Genomic DNA, 16069 nt, shown 5'->3' with positions numbered 1-16069 from the left:
TCCCTTGTTCTCTAACCCACGCGTTCTATTCATCACCTTACTCGTCGCCTGTCTGGCCCTCGGCGGCTGCCAGACCCCACCGCCCAAAGGCCTGACCCCGGCGCAAGTCAGCGTGCTCAAACAGCAGGGTTTCGAGCTGACTGACGAAGGCTGGGCCTTCGGCTTGTCTGGCAAGGTGCTGTTTGGCAGCGACGTCGAAAGCCTCAACAAGCCCAGCACCGACATCGTCGAGCGCATCGGCAAGGCCCTGGTGGGCGCAGGCATCGAACGCGTACGCGTCGAAGGTCACACCGACGCGTCGGGCAAAGAAACCTACAACCAGACCTTGTCCCTGCGCCGCGCCAAAAGCGTGGGCGAGGTGCTGACCCGCGTAGGCATGAAAGAACAAAACATCCAACTGCGCGGCCTGGGCAGCAGCGAGCCGGTGGCGGCAAATACAACCACGGCGGGGCGCACCGAGAATCGTCGCGTGTCGATCGTAGTCATCGCGGACTAAAGCATTTCCCTTTTTCCAACCTGAAATGCACTCCCAATGTGGGAGGGGGCTTGCCCCCGATAGCGTTGTAACCGTCAGCAATTTTTTAACTGACAGACCGCCATCGGGGGCAAGCCCCCTCCCACATTTGTACTGCAGTGCGCTTAAGACAGTGTTCGCTTAACGGCTCGGCGTCATCGCCAGCGTCAAGTCATCCACCACCGCCTTGCCCATCTCACACAGATAATGCGCGGCCCAAGCGTACTGCTCGCCGCGCACATCCATGGCGGCTTCCATTGCGAGTTTCTTGGAGTAAAAAAGCAGGGTGGAGGCGTGTTCCAGGGCTTCCTCTATCGGCATGCCGGAATTAACGCGGAACAACGGTTTTTGGTTTTCACCGTAGTCGCCGAAGGTGACGACACCGAGGGTGATGATCGAGGAAAGCGGTGGGTCGGGGATGATTTTGCTCATGGTGATTGCTCTCTGCTGAATTAGAGCCGCCACATCACATCGCTAAACATGAAGAGGGTGGCAGCTGTGTGCGGGTTAGCGATCCGGGCCAGAGCGCATCCCGGGTAGACTCGAAAGTCTCCCGCACACAGCCGCCATAAAACGCTAAAAGCTGACGGACGCCAGCTAATACTGTTGGGGGCAGTGCCACGCTTGGAACCCGGATCGCTAAACCCGATCGCTGATATGCAGCGACCCAGGGAGGCTAGTGACCCAAATGTTATAGCGCAATAGGCCAGGGATTCTCTAGGAAACGTCCTGCAATTTAAAGGGAATCTTCGTTGAGGGGCTTTCATTCCTCCGGGAAATAGCTTCCAAATAGTTTCAGAGACTTGGGCTATCGTGTGATTTTGTGAAATATCGCGTACTGCTTTCCTTTCGTTGTGAGACGCAAATCTTTGTCACGGTCTTGTGTGACGAAACCTTCTCCTATTGCTTGGTCGACCAGAACATCAAACATCAATCTTGAGGTTCCAGTGTTCGCAAGTAAGATTCCATAATTAAGGAAGTCTGTTGTTGTTTGCTCGAATACAGAAACCACAACTTTCATGAAGTCAAGCATAGGATCACCTTCTCGTTCCGGAAGAATACGTGCGACGGGCGTAAAGGGACTGTTGCCAATGGGAGGCTTGACGAAGAGGGGAGAACCGTGAAGTGTACGAATTAACTCGTCAAAAGAGAATTCAATCTGGTCTTCGTTAGAAAAGTCTATGAAAAGCTTTGTTTTTAAAAAGGTGGGCGTTTCGTGGGTTCCTGTTTGTCTAATTATAGGGATTACTTTATTGGAGTCGATGGTTTTTAGAAGGTCAGCAGTTACAATCATTTTTTCGTAACCTACGCCACCAGCTCCAGAATTCGCCTTTTCTACGTAACGATCTGTGCAAACCATAATTACACGGTCAGATGAAGAAAGATGTCTTTCCATAAATTGTGGGAGATCGTCGCCAGGTTGTAGCTCCCATTGATCTAGGATTGCATCGATACCGGAGTTTCTTAGTCGCGATGCGAACTCTAGAATCCATTGTTTATGTTCTTGTGAGTCGTGTGAGTACGAAATGAAGGCTTTCGGTATGCTCATAGTTATTTCTCCGTTTATATAGGTTTAAGTTTTTACCGGCCGAAATTACTATGCGTTTTTAAGTGCTGGCAAAAATATTGTGTTGTTGGTTGAAAGCATTGTTGGCTATTTTTATGAGAGTATGTTTTTGCGTGTGCCCGCTGTTATGACGTTTTTACTGTTAGAGCACGATTCTAGTCAACAAATATCAGACTATTCCGCAAACCGCATCTTCCGCGTCTCCCCCATCAACAACCCCCGATTCTGCTCCGTCACTTCCCGGATGTAGTCCCACAACAACGTAATCCGCTTCAACTTGCGCAAATCCTCCCGGCAATACATCCAGAACTGCCGTGTAATCGCGATCTGCTCCCCCAGCACCGGCAGCAAGCGCGGGTCCTGCGCCGCCAGAAAGCACGGCAATATCGCCATCGACCGGCCCTGCTGCGCCGCCACGTACTGGGCGATCACACTGGTGCTGCGCAAACTGGCGCTGGCGCCGGGCACTACATTTGCCAGGTACAGCAGCTCCGAGCTGAACGCTAAATCATCCACATAGCTGATAAACGGATGCTCGGCCAGATCCGCCGGGCGTTGGATCGGCGGGTGTTGGTCGAGGTAGTCCTGGGTTGCGTACAGCTGCAGCTTGTAGTCGCACAGTTTGCAGCACACATAGGGCCCGTGTTCCGGGCGTTCCAGAGCGATGACGATGTCGGCTTCGCGCTTGGACAGGCTGATGAAGTGCGGCAGGGGGAGGATGTCGACCGAGATCGCCGGGTAGGTATCGACGAAATGACTCAACTGCGGGGTGATGAAAAAACTGCCGAAGCCTTCGGTGCAGCCCATGCGCACATGCCCGGACAGCGCCACGCCGGAGCCGGAGACTTGCTCGCAGGCCATGTGCAAGGTGCTTTCGATGGATTCGGCGTAGCCCAGCAAGCGCTGGCCTTCGGCGGTGAGCACAAAACCGTTGGTCCGGGATTTTTCGAACAGCAGGGTGCCGAGTGACACTTCCAATGAACTGATGCGCCGCGACACGGTGGTGTAGTCCACCGCCAGGCGCTTGGCGGCCACGCTGGCCTTGCGGGTGCGGGCCACTTCGAGGAAAAACTTCAGGTCATCCCAGTTCAGGGAGCCCAGCGATGTGATGTTTTTTTGCATATTGGACCGGCTTTTATGTGCGTTCTTATTAGAGATTTGCACATCTATACTCCAAAAACAGTCCGAACGCCTCCTTCTTCAAGGCGATTCACTCTCTGCATAACAACAAGATTCCGGAGACCCTCATGAACGCATCTGCCGATATTTCCGTACAACAGGTCAAGTTGCTGATCAACGGCGAGTGGGTCGAGTCCAAGACCACCGAATGGCAAGACATCGTCAACCCGGCTACCCAGCAGGTGCTGGCCAAAGTCCCGTTCGCCACGGCCGATGAGGTCAACGCTGCCATCGACGCCGCTCATCGCGCCTTCCAGACCTGGAAGCTGACCCCGATCGGCGCGCGCATGCGCATCATGCTCAAGCTGCAAGCCTTGATCCGCGAACATTCCAAGCGCATCGCCGTGGTGCTCAGCGCCGAGCAAGGCAAGACCATTGCTGACGCCGAGGGCGATATTTTCCGTGGGCTTGAAGTGGTGGAACACGCCTGTTCCATCGGCACCCTGCAGATGGGTGAGTTCGCCGAGAACGTCGCCGGCGGTGTCGACACCTACACCCTGCGCCAGCCCATCGGTGTCTGCGCCGGCATCACGCCGTTCAACTTCCCGGCGATGATTCCGCTGTGGATGTTCCCGATGGCCATCGCCTGCGGTAACACCTTTGTACTCAAGCCTTCCGAGCAGGACCCACTGTCGACCATGCTGCTGGTGGAGCTGGCGTTGGAAGCCGGTGTGCCGGCCGGCGTGCTTAATGTGGTACACGGCGGCAAGGACGTGGTGGATGCGCTGTGCACCCACAAGGATATCAAGGCGGTTTCGTTCGTTGGCTCCACCGCCGTGGGCACGCATGTCTACGACCTGGCTGGTAAACACGGCAAGCGTGTGCAGTCGATGATGGGCGCCAAGAACCATGCGGTGGTGCTGCCGGATGCCAATCGCGAGCACACCCTCAATGCCCTGGTCGGTGCTGGTTTCGGCGCTGCGGGCCAGCGTTGCATGGCCACCTCGGTGGTGGTGCTGGTGGGGGCGGCCAGGCAATGGTTGCCGGATCTCAAGGCGCTGGCGCAGAAACTCAAGGTCAACGCGGGCAGCGAAGCGGGCACCGATGTCGGCCCGGTGATTTCCAAGCGTGCCAAGGCGCGCATCCTGGAGCTGATCGAAAGCGGTGTGAAAGAAGGCGCGAAGCTGGAGCTGGACGGCCGTGACATCCAGGTGCCGGGTTTCGAGCACGGCAATTTTGTCGGCCCGACGCTGTTCTCGGGCGTGACCACCGACATGCGCATCTACACCGAGGAAATCTTCGGCCCGGTGCTGGTGGTGCTGGAAGTCGCCACCCTCGATGAAGCCATTGCGCTGGTCAACGCCAACCCGTTCGGCAATGGCACCGGCCTGTTCACCCAGAGCGGCGCGGCGGCGCGTAAGTTCCAGAGCGAAATCGATGTAGGCCAGGTCGGTATCAACATTCCGATTCCGGTGCCGGTACCGTTCTTCAGCTTCACCGGCTCCCGTGGTTCCAAGCTCGGTGATCTCGGCCCGTACGGCAAGCAAGTGGTGCAGTTCTACACCCAGACCAAAACCGTCACCAGCCGCTGGTTCGACGACGACACGGTCAACGATGGCGTCAACACCACCATCAACCTGCGCTGACTCCGGGAGACGACCATGAAGATTGCATTTATCGGCCTGGGCAACATGGGCGCGCCCATGGCCCGCAACTTGATCAAGGCCGGGCACGCGCTGAATCTGTTCGACCTGAACCAGACCGTGCTCAAGGAGCTGGCCGAATTGGGCGGCCGCATCAGCGACTCACCGCGTGACGCGGCCCAGGGCGCTGAACTGGTGATCACCATGCTGCCGGCCGCCGCGCATGTACGCAGCGTGTGGCTGAATGAAGACGGTGTGCTCGCCGGCATCGGCGAAGGCATTCCCGCAGTGGACTGCAGCACCATAGACCCGCAAACCGCCCGCGATGTGGCTGCCGCCGCCGCCAGGCAAGGTGTGGTGATGGCCGACGCCCCGGTCTCAGGCGGCACCGGCGGGGCGCAAGCCGGCACGCTGACCTTCATGGTCGGCGCCACCCCCGACCTGTTCGCCACCCTGCAACCGGTGCTGGCGCAAATGGGCCGCAACATCGTGCACTGCGGCGAAGTCGGCACCGGGCAAATCGCCAAGATCTGCAACAACCTGCTGCTGGGCATCAGCATGATCGGCGTCAGTGAAGCCATGGCCCTGGGCGACGCGCTCGGCATCGATACCCAGGTGCTGGCCGGCATCATCAACAGCTCCACCGGGCGCTGCTGGAGTTCGGACACCTACAACCCGTGGCCGGGCGTGATTGAAACGGCGCCGTCGTCGCGCGGTTATACCGGCGGTTTTGGCGCCGACCTGATGCTCAAGGACCTGGGCCTGGCCACTGAAGCAGCGCGGCAGGCCAAGCAACCCGTGATCCTGGGAGCCGTGGCCCAGCAGTTGTACCAGTCGATGAGCCAGCGTGGGGAAGGGGGCAAGGACTTCTCGGCGATTATCAACAGCTATCGCAAACCGCAATAGAGCGTTCTCCGGGGGCCTTCTATGCATGGGCTCCCGGTTTTTGCGGCTCAGCGAGCCTTCTGGTTTTTCTGCCAGCATCCCACCACGTAAGCATCAGGATTGATGCCTTTCCTTGCATGAATTCATCGCCGTCTATCGAAGTCAGCCGTCATGGAGTGGCTCCGTTGTGCGTGGCGAATCGGCTGAAAAATCTTGAATTCATCATTGGCCCAAGGCTACCCCCGTTCTTGCTACCGTTTGCGCCCATTCGCTGCAAGCGCGGCTTTCTGATGTTTCCACAGCACGGGTAAGACTTTAATCGTTATGGCACGTCGATACTTGCGTTCCCTCAAGTACCTGATCTTCCAATCTCAATCGAGAAAGAAGGCGCTGGCGTCATTCGTCGATCAGTGGACTGCCTTGGACTACCAATGGCTAGACGCAACAAAAGTCCGTTTCGACGTGATTGATAACCGTGCCCTTGAGGCGTGCCATCGCTGGGGAGGTGACGCGCAATTTCCATGGGAGGATGTTGCTGCCTGGAAGACGCTGGATGCCAAAGGCTTTGATTTGTCGATTTGGCATGATGAACAACTATGCGGCCTTTGTTATGCGACGCCTCGTGACAGTAAAGTCACGATTAAGATCGTGCTCCTCGAGGGCTGCTCGGATAGTAAACATCCCTTGAAAGGCTTGATAGCTGCACTTGCCTTGGGCGCTATCGATGCATACGCACGTGCTATCGGGTGTTCTCGCATCGAAATTCAAGAGCCGCGACCTGATGCCGTGCCCACTTATGAGCGACTCGGCTTCAATTATGATGAACAGCAGCGTCTTGTGATTTCAGTGGAGGCCACCTAGTATGAGGCGCATCTACAAGGCTTACGGAGGCTTGAATTTATGAAAACAGCTACCCGCAAAGCAAGCGCACAGTTGGTCGAGATATTTTGTGCCGAGGCTAATAAAAAACTTGGTGAGTCGGCATCTGCCAATCAAAAAAGATTTTTCAGCGTAGCTATTCAGCACGGCAGGGACATGGAGCCAGCAGGTCCGTTGGCTGGTCAAGTTCGCTGATTCGCACAAAAGAAAACCGCCTTTAAGGGCGGTTTTTTCGTTATGAACCCAGTTTTCGTGGCTCAAGCAAACACAAAATACTTACGCACCGTCTCGACCACCTCCCACGTGCCCTTCATTCCCGGCTCGACCACAAAGATATCCCCAGCCCGCAGATGAATCGGCGCCATGCCTTCAGGCGTGATCACGCAGTAGCCTTCCTGGAAATGGCAGTACTCCCACTTCACGTATTCCACATACCACTTGCCCGGCGTGCAGATCCAGGTGCCCATGATCTTGCTGCCGTCTTCGCTGGTGTAGGCGTTGAGGTTGACGGTATGCGGGTCGCCTTCGAGTTTTTCCCATTTGCAGGCATCCAGGACCGGCAGGGGATGGGTGTCGCGCAGAACAGTGATCGGCTGGGGCATGATGACTCCGAGGCAAGGAAAAAGAAGTTGAACCCTATAGCGCCGAGCTGTTTGCCAGTGGTCTGAACTCGACATCGGGATGCCCAGAACCGCAGCACAAGGCGATCCAGCAGGCACACTGCAGTCAATTGTGGGAGGGGGCTTGCTCCCGATAGCGGTGTGTCAGTCAGTGATTTATTACCTGAACCACCGCCATCGGGAGCAAGCCCCCTCCCACATAGGTCATCTTGCGAATTTCCGAGCCTGAATTGACCATTTCTTCGCAGTAAGTGCGAAAGATTTCCCGCTTTTCGCCAGAATTCGCAAGAAAATTCACAGCTGGCCCTCGTATCATTCACCTCAGTGACAGCCGAGAGCCTTGAAATGAACCCAATAAAAACGTGGTGGGATATCAGCCCGCCCTTGAGCGCGGCGACCCCGACCTGGCCGGGCGATACGCCGTTCCAGGAAGAGCGCGTGTGGCAGTTCGGTCCGGAGTGCCCGGTGAATGTGGGGCGCGTGACCTTCTCGCCGCACACCGGCGCCCATGTGGATGCGCCGCTGCATTACAGCGCCGACGGCGCGCCGATTGGCGAGGTGTCGCTGGATGTGTACATGGGCCCGTGCCGGGTATTGCACTGCCTGGGTAGCGGTGCTCTGGTGCAACCGCATCAACTCGAGGGCCGTGTGGATAACCTGCCTGAACGGGTCTTGCTGCGCACTTATCCACAAGCGCCACTGACGCAATGGGATTCGAACTTCACCGCCATCGCCCCGCAAACCATCGAGCTGCTCGCCAGCCTTGGCGTGCGCCTGATCGGTATCGACACCCCGTCCCTGGACCCGCAACAGTCCAAGACCATGGATTCGCACAACGCCGTGGCGCGCCATGGCATGGCGATCCTCGAAGGCATCGTGCTCGATGACGTGCCGGAAGGCGACTATGAACTGATCGCGCTGCCGCTGCGCTTTGCCCACCTGGATGCCAGCCCGGTCCGCGCAATCCTGCGCCCGCTTTTGGAGCCCACGCGATGAGCCAATGTCCCTTCTCGCCAGAATATAAGCCTGCCGGCGACCAACCCCCGCAGGATTGGCACAACGCTGAGCTGAATTTTTCCGAGTCCATGAGCTACGGCGACTACCTGGACCTGGGCAAAGTCCTCAGCGCCCAACACCCGCTGTCGCCGGATCACAACGAAATGCTGTTCATCATCCAGCACCAGACCTCGGAGCTGTGGATGAAACTGATGCTGCATGAACTCAAGGCGGCCCGCGAACACGTGCGCCTGGGTGAGCTGCCGCCGGCGTTCAAGATGCTGGCGCGGGTCTCGCGGATCTTCGACCAACTGGTGCACGCCTGGGCGGTGCTGGCGACCATGACTCCGTCGGAATACAAGGCGATCCGCCCGTTCCTCGGGCAGTCGTCGGGGTTCCAGTCGTTCCAGTACCGTGAGATCGAATTCATCCTCGGCAACAAAAGCCCGGCGCTGTTGCGGCCCCATGCCCATCGCCCGGAGTTATTGCTGCAATTGCAGGTGGCGATCGCCACGCCGTCGCTGTATGACGAGGCGATCAACCTGATGCTCAAGGCGGGCCTGGCGATTGACCCCAAGCGCGCCGAACGCGACCCGACGGCCGCTACCGTGCACGATGACTCCGTGGAAGCCGCGTGGCGTGAGGTGTACCGCGACCCGAGTCGGTACTGGGATTTGTATCAATTGGCCGAGAAGTTCATCGACCTGGAGGATTCGTTCCGCCAGTGGCGCTTCCGGCACGTGACCACGGTGGAACGGATTATCGGCTTCCAGCCGGGCACTGGCGGCACCGAAGGTGTGGGGTATTTGCGCAAGATGCTCGACACGGTGTTGTTCCCCGAGTTGTGGCGAATGCGCTCTACGCTCTAAACAAAAATCTTCATATGCAATGCAATCCAATGTGGGAGGGGGCTTGCCCCCGATAGCGGTGGGTCAGTAAACATATCAATGACTGACACACCGCCATCGGGAGCAAGCCCCCTCCCACATGGGTTACTGCGCTGTCACAAGTTTCGTGTTTCGGACCCGCAAGCGGTAGGCCACATAGATAATCGCTACCCACACCGGCATCGCATACACCGACTCACGTATCCCCGGAATGGCCAGCATCACGCTGATGATCATCAGCATGAACGCCAGGCACAGGTAATTGCTGAACGGGAACCAGAAGGTCTTGAACGACGGCGTCACGCCTTGCTCGCCCATGGCCTTGCGGAACTTGATGTGGGTAATGCTGATCAGGGCCCAGTTGATCATCAGCGAGGCAACCACCAGCGCGAACAGCAGCTCCAGGGCACTTTGCGGCGCGACGTAGTTGACCACCACGCACAGCAGGGTCACCGCCGCCGAAATTGCCAGCGCGCGCAACGGCACGCCTTGTTTGTTGAGCTTCATCAGCGCCTTGGGCGCGTCGCCTTGCTCGGCCAGGCCGAACAGCATGCGGCTGTTGCAGTACACGCCGCTGTTGTACACCGACAGCGCCGCGGTCAGCACCACGAAGTTGAGGATGTGCGCCGCGGTGTCATTGCCGATCAGCGAGAAGATCTGCACGAACGGGCTGCCGCTGTAGGCATCGCCTGAGGCGCCGAGGGTTTGCAGCAGTTGGTCCCACGGGTACAGCGACAGCAGCACGGTGAGGGCGCCGACATAGAAAATCAGGATCCGATACACCACCTGGTTGATCGCCTTCGGGATCACCTTGCGTGGCTCGCTGGCCTCGGCGGCGGTGATGCCCACCAGCTCCAGGCCACCGAACGAGAACATGATGAACGCCATGGACATCAACAGCCCCATGCCGCCGTTCGGGAAGAACCCACCGTGGCTCCACAGGTTGCTGACCGACGCCTGCGGGCCGCCGGTACCGCTGAACAGCAGGTAGCAGCCGAGCACGATCATGCCGACAATCGCCACCACCTTGATGATCGCGAACCAGAACTCGGCTTCGCCGAAGAACTTCACGTTCAGGGTGTTGATCAGGTTCACCGCGACGAAGAACACCAGCGCGCTGACCCAGGTCGGGATTTCCGGCCACCAGAACTGGATGTATTTGCCCACGGCCGTCAGTTCGGCCATGCCCACCAGCACGTAGAGCACCCAGTAGTTCCAGCCCGCCAGAAAGCCCGCGTAGCCGCCCCAGTATTTATGCGCAAAGTGGCTGAAGGAACCGGCCACCGGCTCTTCGACGATCATCTCGCCGAGCTGGCGCATGATCAGGAAGGCGATAAAACCGGCGATCGCGTAACCCAGGATCATCGACGGCCCCGCCGACTTGAGCACCCCGGCCGAGCCGAGGAACAACCCCGTACCGATCGCCCCTCCCAAGGCGATCAGTTGAATGTGCCGGTTTTTCAGGCCGCGCTTGAGGCCCACCGGGTTAACCATGTCATCCGCCATTAACGTTCCCTTCTACTTGTTTTTCTTAAGGGTGAGCGCAGGCCGCATCAGCCCCTCAGAAGTGCTGAGGGTCAGATATTACTCTGCGTAAACTTTTCGTAATACAGCTGAACGCCATCAAGTGCCTGATCCGCCAGCCATTGTTGGATCGATTCGACCATTGGCGGCGGGCCACACACATACATATCCGCCGATCTGTCCCGTAATTCGGCCAGGTCGAAATGTTCGGTGAGGTAGCCGCGCTTGCCGGTCCACTGGGTCGAGGCGTCGCTGAGCACTTCGGTGTAGCGAAAATTCGCGATCTTCGACGCATAGCCATTGATGCGCGCGGCTTCGCACAGGTCCTGCTCAGTGCGTACCCCATAGTAAAGGTGCACCGGTTGATCGCAGCCACGGGCCACCAGCTCATCGAGTATGCCCAGCAACGCCGACAACCCGGTGCCGCCAGCGACCAGCACCAGCGGTTGGGTGACGTGCCGCAGGTAGAACGCCCCCAGCGGCGCTTCCATCAACATCTCATCGCCCACCTGGCACCGTTCGCGCAGGTAGTTGCTCATCACTCCATCGGGCAACAGGCGCACCAGAAATTGCAACTGATCGCCCGGTAGGTTGGCGAAAGAATACGAACGCCAACTGTCGGTATCGGGTACTGACAGCCGTGCATATTGGCCCGGCAGAAAATCCAGCGCAGCGTCCACCTGCAGCCGCAGGATTGCCGTACCGGCCGACACCAACTGCACCTCGCTCACCCTGCCGCGCACCTGCACCGGCCCCGGCGTGTTGCACAGGCTCGAATCGAAGTCGAAGTAGAAAGTGGCGTCGGACTGCACCCGCGTCTGGCAACTGAGCATTTTGCGTTGTTGCACGTCGAGGCTCGACAGCGCTTCTTCGTCGACATAATCCTGGGTGTAATCGCCGGATTCGCAGCGCCCCTGACAGGTGCCGCACACGCCTTCGCGGCAATCCAGCGGGATCTTGATGCCGTTGCGCAAGGCAGCGTCCAGCAGAATTTCATGGGCGCCCACCGGGAAGAACAAGGTCTTGCCGTCGGCAAAACTGAAAGCCACTTTGTGATTCATTCGCGAAACTCCACGCGTGTATGGCTAGCACATGATCTGTGGCGAGGGAGCTTGCTCCCGCTGGAGTGCGCAGCGCTCCCAAGCTTTTTGGGGCCGCTGCGCAGCCCAGCGGGAGCAAGCTCCCTCGCCACAGGTGGGATGTGCTTCAAAGGTGATAGAAATCCAGCACCGAGTTGATGGTGTCGTTCAGCAATAACGCATGCTTGCGGGTGATCAGCCAGCTGTCGCCGTGTGGCTTGAGGCGGTAAGTGGCCTGCCCGTAGAACTGCTCCGAGGTCGCCAACCGGTAGAACAGCGTGTGCCAATTCAACTTCACGTCCAGCTCGCCGCCCGCCAACTCGGCAATGCGCACGTTGTTGATCAGGTGCAGAGTGCGCGGCATCGGCGTGGCCGAGGCGGCCTTGCCGGTTCGCAGGCGGAATACCCGGTCCTCCAGCCCTGAGCGGTTGGCGTAATAGATCAACGACATCTCGCGCTTGGGGTCCTGGGTGTAGACATGTTCGGAGTCCCATTGCGGCAGGTGGAATTCGCTCTGTGGGTCGAACAGCTGCACATAGGCATCCCAGTCCTGGGCGTCGCACAGTGCGGATTTGCGGTAGAAGAACTGCTCGATCTGGTACTGCAACTGCGCGTTCATCACTTCACCTCCCGCAGTTTCAGCGCTTGCTGGTCCAGGCCGTTGAGCAGGAATTGCTGCCAGTTGCGGTGCTGGTTGACGTACAGGCCTTCGTGGGTGAATTCGGTGCCGGTCATGGCCGGCTGGATACCGATAGCTTCGCTGTTGGGTGTCGGCCCGGTCTGCCAGCGATGGCTGCCGCGCGAAATATCGCTCCAGCGCTCCAGGCGGCCCTGGAAACCGCGCTGGGCCTCGCGAAACTCCACCAGGTCATCCGGCGTGCCCATGCCCGACACATTGAAAAAGTCCTCGAACTGGCGAATACGGTTTTCGCGGTCGGCGTCGGACTCGTGCTTCACCCCCAGGCACTGGCTGATGATCTCGGTCTTGTTCCACGCCAGCGGGCGGATGATGCGCAATTGGGAGCTGATCTGGTCGAGAAAGAACAGGCTCGGGTAGATATTCAGGTTGCGCAGGCGGTGCATCATCCATTCGGCCTTCTGCTGGCCGTGTTCGGCCACCAGGCGCGGCATGATGGTGGCGTAGCCGGAGCGTACGCTGGGGTTGGGCATGTCGCTGAACAACAGGCTGTGGCCGTTGTTGAAGGCGAACCAGCCGTCATCGGTATTGGCGTCGCCGGCGCCGAGCTTGCTGTAGTCCAGGGTGGCGCCGGCACTGGCGCCGTTTTCGCTGTTCACCTGCTGGCGATGCTGCACCGTGGCCACGTAGTTATAGTGCACAGTGCTGACGTGATACCCGTCCAGGCCGTTTTCGTTCTGCAGCTTCCAGTTGCCGTCGTAAGTGTAGGCGGACTTGCCCGGCAGCACCTCCAACTCACCCGTGGCAGACTGCGCCACCATCATGTCGAAGAACACTTTGGCATCGCCAAGGAAGTCTTCCAGGCTGTCGGTGCCGTTCACGTCGAGGCTGATAAACACAAAGCCCTTGTAGCTGTCGATGCGCGCCTTTTTCAGGCCACGGGTGGCTTTGTCGAAACCTTCCGGGTATTCCCCCGGCGCCTTGACCTTCACCAAGCGGCCATCGCTTTTGTAGCACCAGGCGTGGAACGGGCAGGTGAACGTGGACTGGTTACCCTTGCCCACGCGGGTGAGAGTGGTGCCGCGATGCTGGCAGGCATTGATCAGCGCATTGAGCCGGCCTTCGCCGTCGCGGGTGATGATCATCGGCTGGCGCCCGGCGCGCATTGTCACGAAATCGTGGTTATTGGCCAGTTCGCTTTCGTGGCAAGCGTAGATCCAGTTCTTCTCGAAGATCAGTTCCATTTCCAGGTCGAACAGTTCGGGCTCGGTGAACATGTCGCGGGCGATGCGGAACACTTCATCGGCCGGGCGAAAGTCCAGGCAACTTTCGATAAAGGTTTTCCACTGCTCGACGTTTCTTGCACCACTCATGGGAGGCACCTTGTTTGATCGGGGCTAATCGGTGATTCATTAGAGGCAGCGGTGCAGGGTGCGGGCTATCCGCTTAATCGGGGAAGATGGGCCGCAAAGTTGGGCGGCAAATACCCAACCCGGTGCGCTGCGGTGACGTGATGCGCTACTGTCAGTGCGGGTAAGGGCCGAAAACCGCCGGGCGTTATCCACTTAGTCGACCTTTGCTATCCACCCAGTGAGCACTGCGCTGGCGTGGCGTGGAACTTGCTGTCGAACCCTGACGACGCGCCGCCAGAGCGCGCAAACGCCTGACCGCCGTGGGTGCACCTGATGAATAGCCAGACACGCGATATCCGTATTCAACGCTTCGACCTTGAAGGCGCCTGCAGCTGGATGTGCGGCATCTGCGGGCCCCATCGTTTGGCGACGGCCACGCCGGAACGCCTGCGCTTTCACCACAGCGCCAATGTGTTCAAGTCCCGCGCCACCACCCTGGGCGTGATCGAATACGGCACCGACGTGACCATCGACATCGAAGACGCCGAGCACTTCAGCAGCTACAGCCTGAGCCTGCCGTTGATCGGCGAACAGGAGCTGAGCAAGAACGGTGAGCGCCTGAGTTCGAACCGCGACCAGGGGGTGATCATTGCGCCCAACGAGCATCAGGTGCTGGCGATTTCCGGTGACTGCCGCAAGTTGCAGGTGGTGATCACGCGTGCGGCCATGAGCGAGTCGCTGGAAGGTTTGCTGCAACGGCCGATCGAGGCGCCGCTGCGCTTCGAACCGGTGATGGACGCAGTGGACGGCGCCCCGGCCTCGTGGTGGCGCATGGCACGCTACTTCATTGCCGAGTTTGAGCACCGTAGCGAGTTGTACGAGCAAGCGGCGTTTACCCGGGACCTGGAAAGCTCGCTGATCAAGGGCTTGATCCTGGCCCAGCCGAACAACTACTCCGAAGAACTGCGCGACGTGTTGGGCGTGAAGTTGCCGCACTACCTGATCCGGGCGCGCCAGTACCTGCACGACAATGCGCGCGAGGCAGTGCATCTGGAAGACCTGGAGGCGGTGGCCGGCGTGTCGCGCTTCAAGCTGTTCGATGCGTTTCGCAAATACTTCGCGCTGTCGCCCATGGCGTATTTGAAGAAGCACCGGCTGGTGGCGGTGCGTCAGGAAATCCTCGAACAGGGTGCCACGCGTACCATCTCCGAAATCGCACTGGACTGGGGCTTTACCCACTTGGGACGGTTTTCGGCGGAGTACCGCAAACTGTTCGATGAGGCCCCTAGCCAAACCCTGCAACGCAAGCGCCTGCGCAGTCTCTAGGGCAATGAAGATTCAATGTGGGAGGGGGCTTGCCCCCGATTGCGGTGTATCAGTGACAGATGTGCTGACTGACACTCCGCTATCGGGGCAAGCCCCCTCCCACATTGGAATTGTGGTGTTTGCAAGGTTTCACAGCAGCTCTTCAACCAGTTGCAGGCAATGACCGAGCCCCGGCGATTGATCATTCACCCGCCGGCTGAGAATGATCGGCGACGTCGCGGTGGCTTCCACGATCGGCGTGTAGCCGATATCAGCGCGGTGCAGCACCTGGACCGACGCCGGTACCAGCGTCACGCCCATGCCGGCGCCCACCAGGCCGATCGCGGTCTGCAGCTCGTTGGTCCACTGCGCCACGTTAAGGCTCAGGCCATGGGCGTCGAACAGCGCGATCACGTGGTCGGCGTAACTGGGTCGCGGGTTGCCGGGGTACAGCACAAAGGGTTCGGCGGCCAGTTGCGCAAGGCTCGCGGGCGCGCCGAGCAACGGGTGACCACTGGGCAACACCGCCACCAGTCGGTCTTGCACCAGTACACGCTGGACGATGGCCGGGTCGTCGATGCGGATCCGCCCGAAGCCCACATCGATGCGCCCCGCCTTGAGCGCTTCGACCTGCTGCACGGTGGTCATCTCCGACAAGCCCAATTCCAACGCCAGCGACTCATGGGTGCGCAACCGCCGAATCAGTTCCGGCAGCACGCCGTACAAGGTCGACGGCGCAAAACCGATGCCCAGCCAGGTCTTCTCGCCCAGGCCGATGCGCCGGGTGTTGTCGCACACCGTGCCCAATTGCTCGAGCAGCACATTGGCGTGCTCATAGAAAAACCGCCCGGCCTCGGTCAGCCGCAGCGGCCGGCCGCGTTCGAGCAGCACCACGCCCAATTCGTCTTCCAATTGCTGGATCTGCCGACTCAACGGCGGCTGGGCGATGTGCAGGCGTTCGGCCGCACGGGTGAAGTTGAGGGTCTGCCCCAGCATCTGGAAATAGCGCAGGTGACGCAGTTCCATGTTGGCTCCTTTAATACCTTCAAGGTATTGAACCAG

General features: G+C 59.1%; 17 protein-coding genes. 8 read left to right on the top strand and 9 right to left on the bottom strand.

The window, feature by feature from the left end; translation table 11 throughout:
- The first annotated feature begins 4 nt into the window (after window positions 1-4).
- Window positions 5-496 carry an OmpA family protein gene (locus tag C4J93_RS22425; protein ID WP_124430500.1) on the top strand — a complete coding sequence of 164 codons (492 nt, stop codon included), beginning with the start codon at window positions 5-7 and terminating at the stop codon, window positions 494-496.
- Window positions 497-655: 159 nt separating this feature from the next.
- Here the strand turns inward: C4J93_RS22425 and C4J93_RS22420 are convergent, their stop codons facing one another.
- The 3 genes from C4J93_RS22420 to C4J93_RS22410 all read right to left on the bottom strand — a co-directional run bounded on the left by C4J93_RS22420 (window position 656) and on the right by C4J93_RS22410 (window position 3203).
- Window positions 656-946: a DUF3077 domain-containing protein gene (locus C4J93_RS22420; RefSeq protein ID WP_124430499.1), complete on the bottom strand. Its 291-nt coding sequence runs from the start codon at window positions 944-946 to the stop codon at window positions 656-658.
- A 376-nt stretch (window positions 947-1322) separates the two neighbouring features.
- The gene (locus C4J93_RS22415) at window positions 1323-2063 is read right to left on the bottom strand and encodes a toll/interleukin-1 receptor domain-containing protein (RefSeq protein ID WP_124430498.1); all 741 of its coding nucleotides are present in this window, start codon (window positions 2061-2063) and stop codon (window positions 1323-1325) included.
- A gap of 192 nt (window positions 2064-2255) precedes the next feature.
- A complete protein-coding gene (locus C4J93_RS22410; protein ID WP_124430497.1) occupies window positions 2256-3203 on the bottom strand; it encodes a LysR family transcriptional regulator in 948 nt (315 codons plus the stop codon).
- A gap of 125 nt (window positions 3204-3328) precedes the next feature.
- Between C4J93_RS22410 and C4J93_RS22405 the strand changes: the two genes are divergently transcribed.
- From C4J93_RS22405 to C4J93_RS27200, 4 genes are all read left to right on the top strand, one after another.
- On the top strand, window positions 3329-4846 hold the full coding sequence (locus C4J93_RS22405; RefSeq protein WP_124430496.1) for a CoA-acylating methylmalonate-semialdehyde dehydrogenase: 1518 nt from the start codon (window positions 3329-3331) through the stop codon (window positions 4844-4846).
- A 15-nt stretch (window positions 4847-4861) separates the two neighbouring features.
- The gene (gene mmsB, locus C4J93_RS22400) at window positions 4862-5749 is read left to right on the top strand and encodes a 3-hydroxyisobutyrate dehydrogenase (protein WP_124364398.1); all 888 of its coding nucleotides are present in this window, start codon (window positions 4862-4864) and stop codon (window positions 5747-5749) included.
- Between the two features lie 318 nt (window positions 5750-6067).
- Window positions 6068-6589: a GNAT family N-acetyltransferase gene (locus C4J93_RS22395; RefSeq protein ID WP_164485273.1), complete on the top strand. Its 522-nt coding sequence runs from the start codon at window positions 6068-6070 to the stop codon at window positions 6587-6589.
- A gap of 39 nt (window positions 6590-6628) precedes the next feature.
- Window positions 6629-6802, top strand: coding sequence for a hypothetical protein (locus tag C4J93_RS27200; RefSeq protein WP_164485272.1), 174 nt, complete (start codon window positions 6629-6631; stop codon window positions 6800-6802).
- 62 nt (window positions 6803-6864) lie between these two features.
- On the opposite strand, the gene C4J93_RS22390 is transcribed toward C4J93_RS27200, so the two are convergent.
- Entirely contained in the window at window positions 6865-7209 is a 345-nt protein-coding gene (locus C4J93_RS22390; RefSeq protein WP_124364396.1) for a cupin domain-containing protein, read from the bottom strand.
- 363 nt (window positions 7210-7572) lie between these two features.
- Between C4J93_RS22390 and kynB the strand changes: the two genes are divergently transcribed.
- Window positions 7573-8223 carry an arylformamidase gene (gene kynB / locus C4J93_RS22385; protein WP_124430495.1) on the top strand — a complete coding sequence of 217 codons (651 nt, stop codon included), beginning with the start codon at window positions 7573-7575 and terminating at the stop codon, window positions 8221-8223.
- Complete coding sequence (gene kynA, locus C4J93_RS22380; protein ID WP_124430494.1) at window positions 8220-9092, top strand: tryptophan 2,3-dioxygenase; 873 nt, start codon at window positions 8220-8222, stop codon at window positions 9090-9092. Before kynB ends, kynA begins: the two co-directional genes overlap by 4 nt.
- Window positions 9093-9215: 123 nt before the next feature.
- Here the strand turns inward: kynA and C4J93_RS22375 are convergent, their stop codons facing one another.
- From C4J93_RS22375 to antA, 4 genes are all read right to left on the bottom strand, one after another.
- The gene (locus C4J93_RS22375) at window positions 9216-10616 is read right to left on the bottom strand and encodes an amino acid permease (RefSeq protein WP_124364393.1); all 1401 of its coding nucleotides are present in this window, start codon (window positions 10614-10616) and stop codon (window positions 9216-9218) included.
- 71 nt (window positions 10617-10687) lie between these two features.
- Window positions 10688-11695, bottom strand: a complete 1008-nt coding sequence (gene antC / locus C4J93_RS22370; protein ID WP_124430493.1) for an anthranilate 1,2-dioxygenase electron transfer component AntC — start codon at window positions 11693-11695, stop codon at window positions 10688-10690.
- A 145-nt stretch (window positions 11696-11840) separates the two neighbouring features.
- Entirely contained in the window at window positions 11841-12332 is a 492-nt protein-coding gene (gene antB, locus C4J93_RS22365; protein ID WP_124405272.1) for an anthranilate 1,2-dioxygenase small subunit, read from the bottom strand.
- A complete protein-coding gene (antA, locus tag C4J93_RS22360) occupies window positions 12332-13723 on the bottom strand; it encodes an anthranilate 1,2-dioxygenase large subunit (RefSeq protein ID WP_124430492.1) in 1392 nt (463 codons plus the stop codon). The genes antB and antA overlap by 1 nt, the downstream gene beginning before the upstream one ends.
- 312 nt (window positions 13724-14035) lie before the next feature.
- Between antA and C4J93_RS22355 the strand changes: the two genes are divergently transcribed.
- The gene (locus tag C4J93_RS22355; protein WP_124430491.1) at window positions 14036-15028 is read left to right on the top strand and encodes a helix-turn-helix domain-containing protein; all 993 of its coding nucleotides are present in this window, start codon (window positions 14036-14038) and stop codon (window positions 15026-15028) included.
- Window positions 15029-15157: 129 nt separating this feature from the next.
- Here the strand turns inward: C4J93_RS22355 and C4J93_RS22350 are convergent, their stop codons facing one another.
- Window positions 15158-16033: a LysR family transcriptional regulator gene (locus C4J93_RS22350; RefSeq protein ID WP_124430490.1), complete on the bottom strand. Its 876-nt coding sequence runs from the start codon at window positions 16031-16033 to the stop codon at window positions 15158-15160.
- Between the last annotated feature and the right edge of the window lie 36 nt (window positions 16034-16069).

It is taken from the genome of Pseudomonas sp. R2-37-08W (assembly GCF_003851705.1).
Lineage (GTDB): Bacteria > Pseudomonadota > Gammaproteobacteria > Pseudomonadales > Pseudomonadaceae > Aquipseudomonas.
The sequence above is the reverse complement of the archived record's forward strand: the minus strand, read 5'-3'. Positions and strand labels throughout refer to the sequence as shown.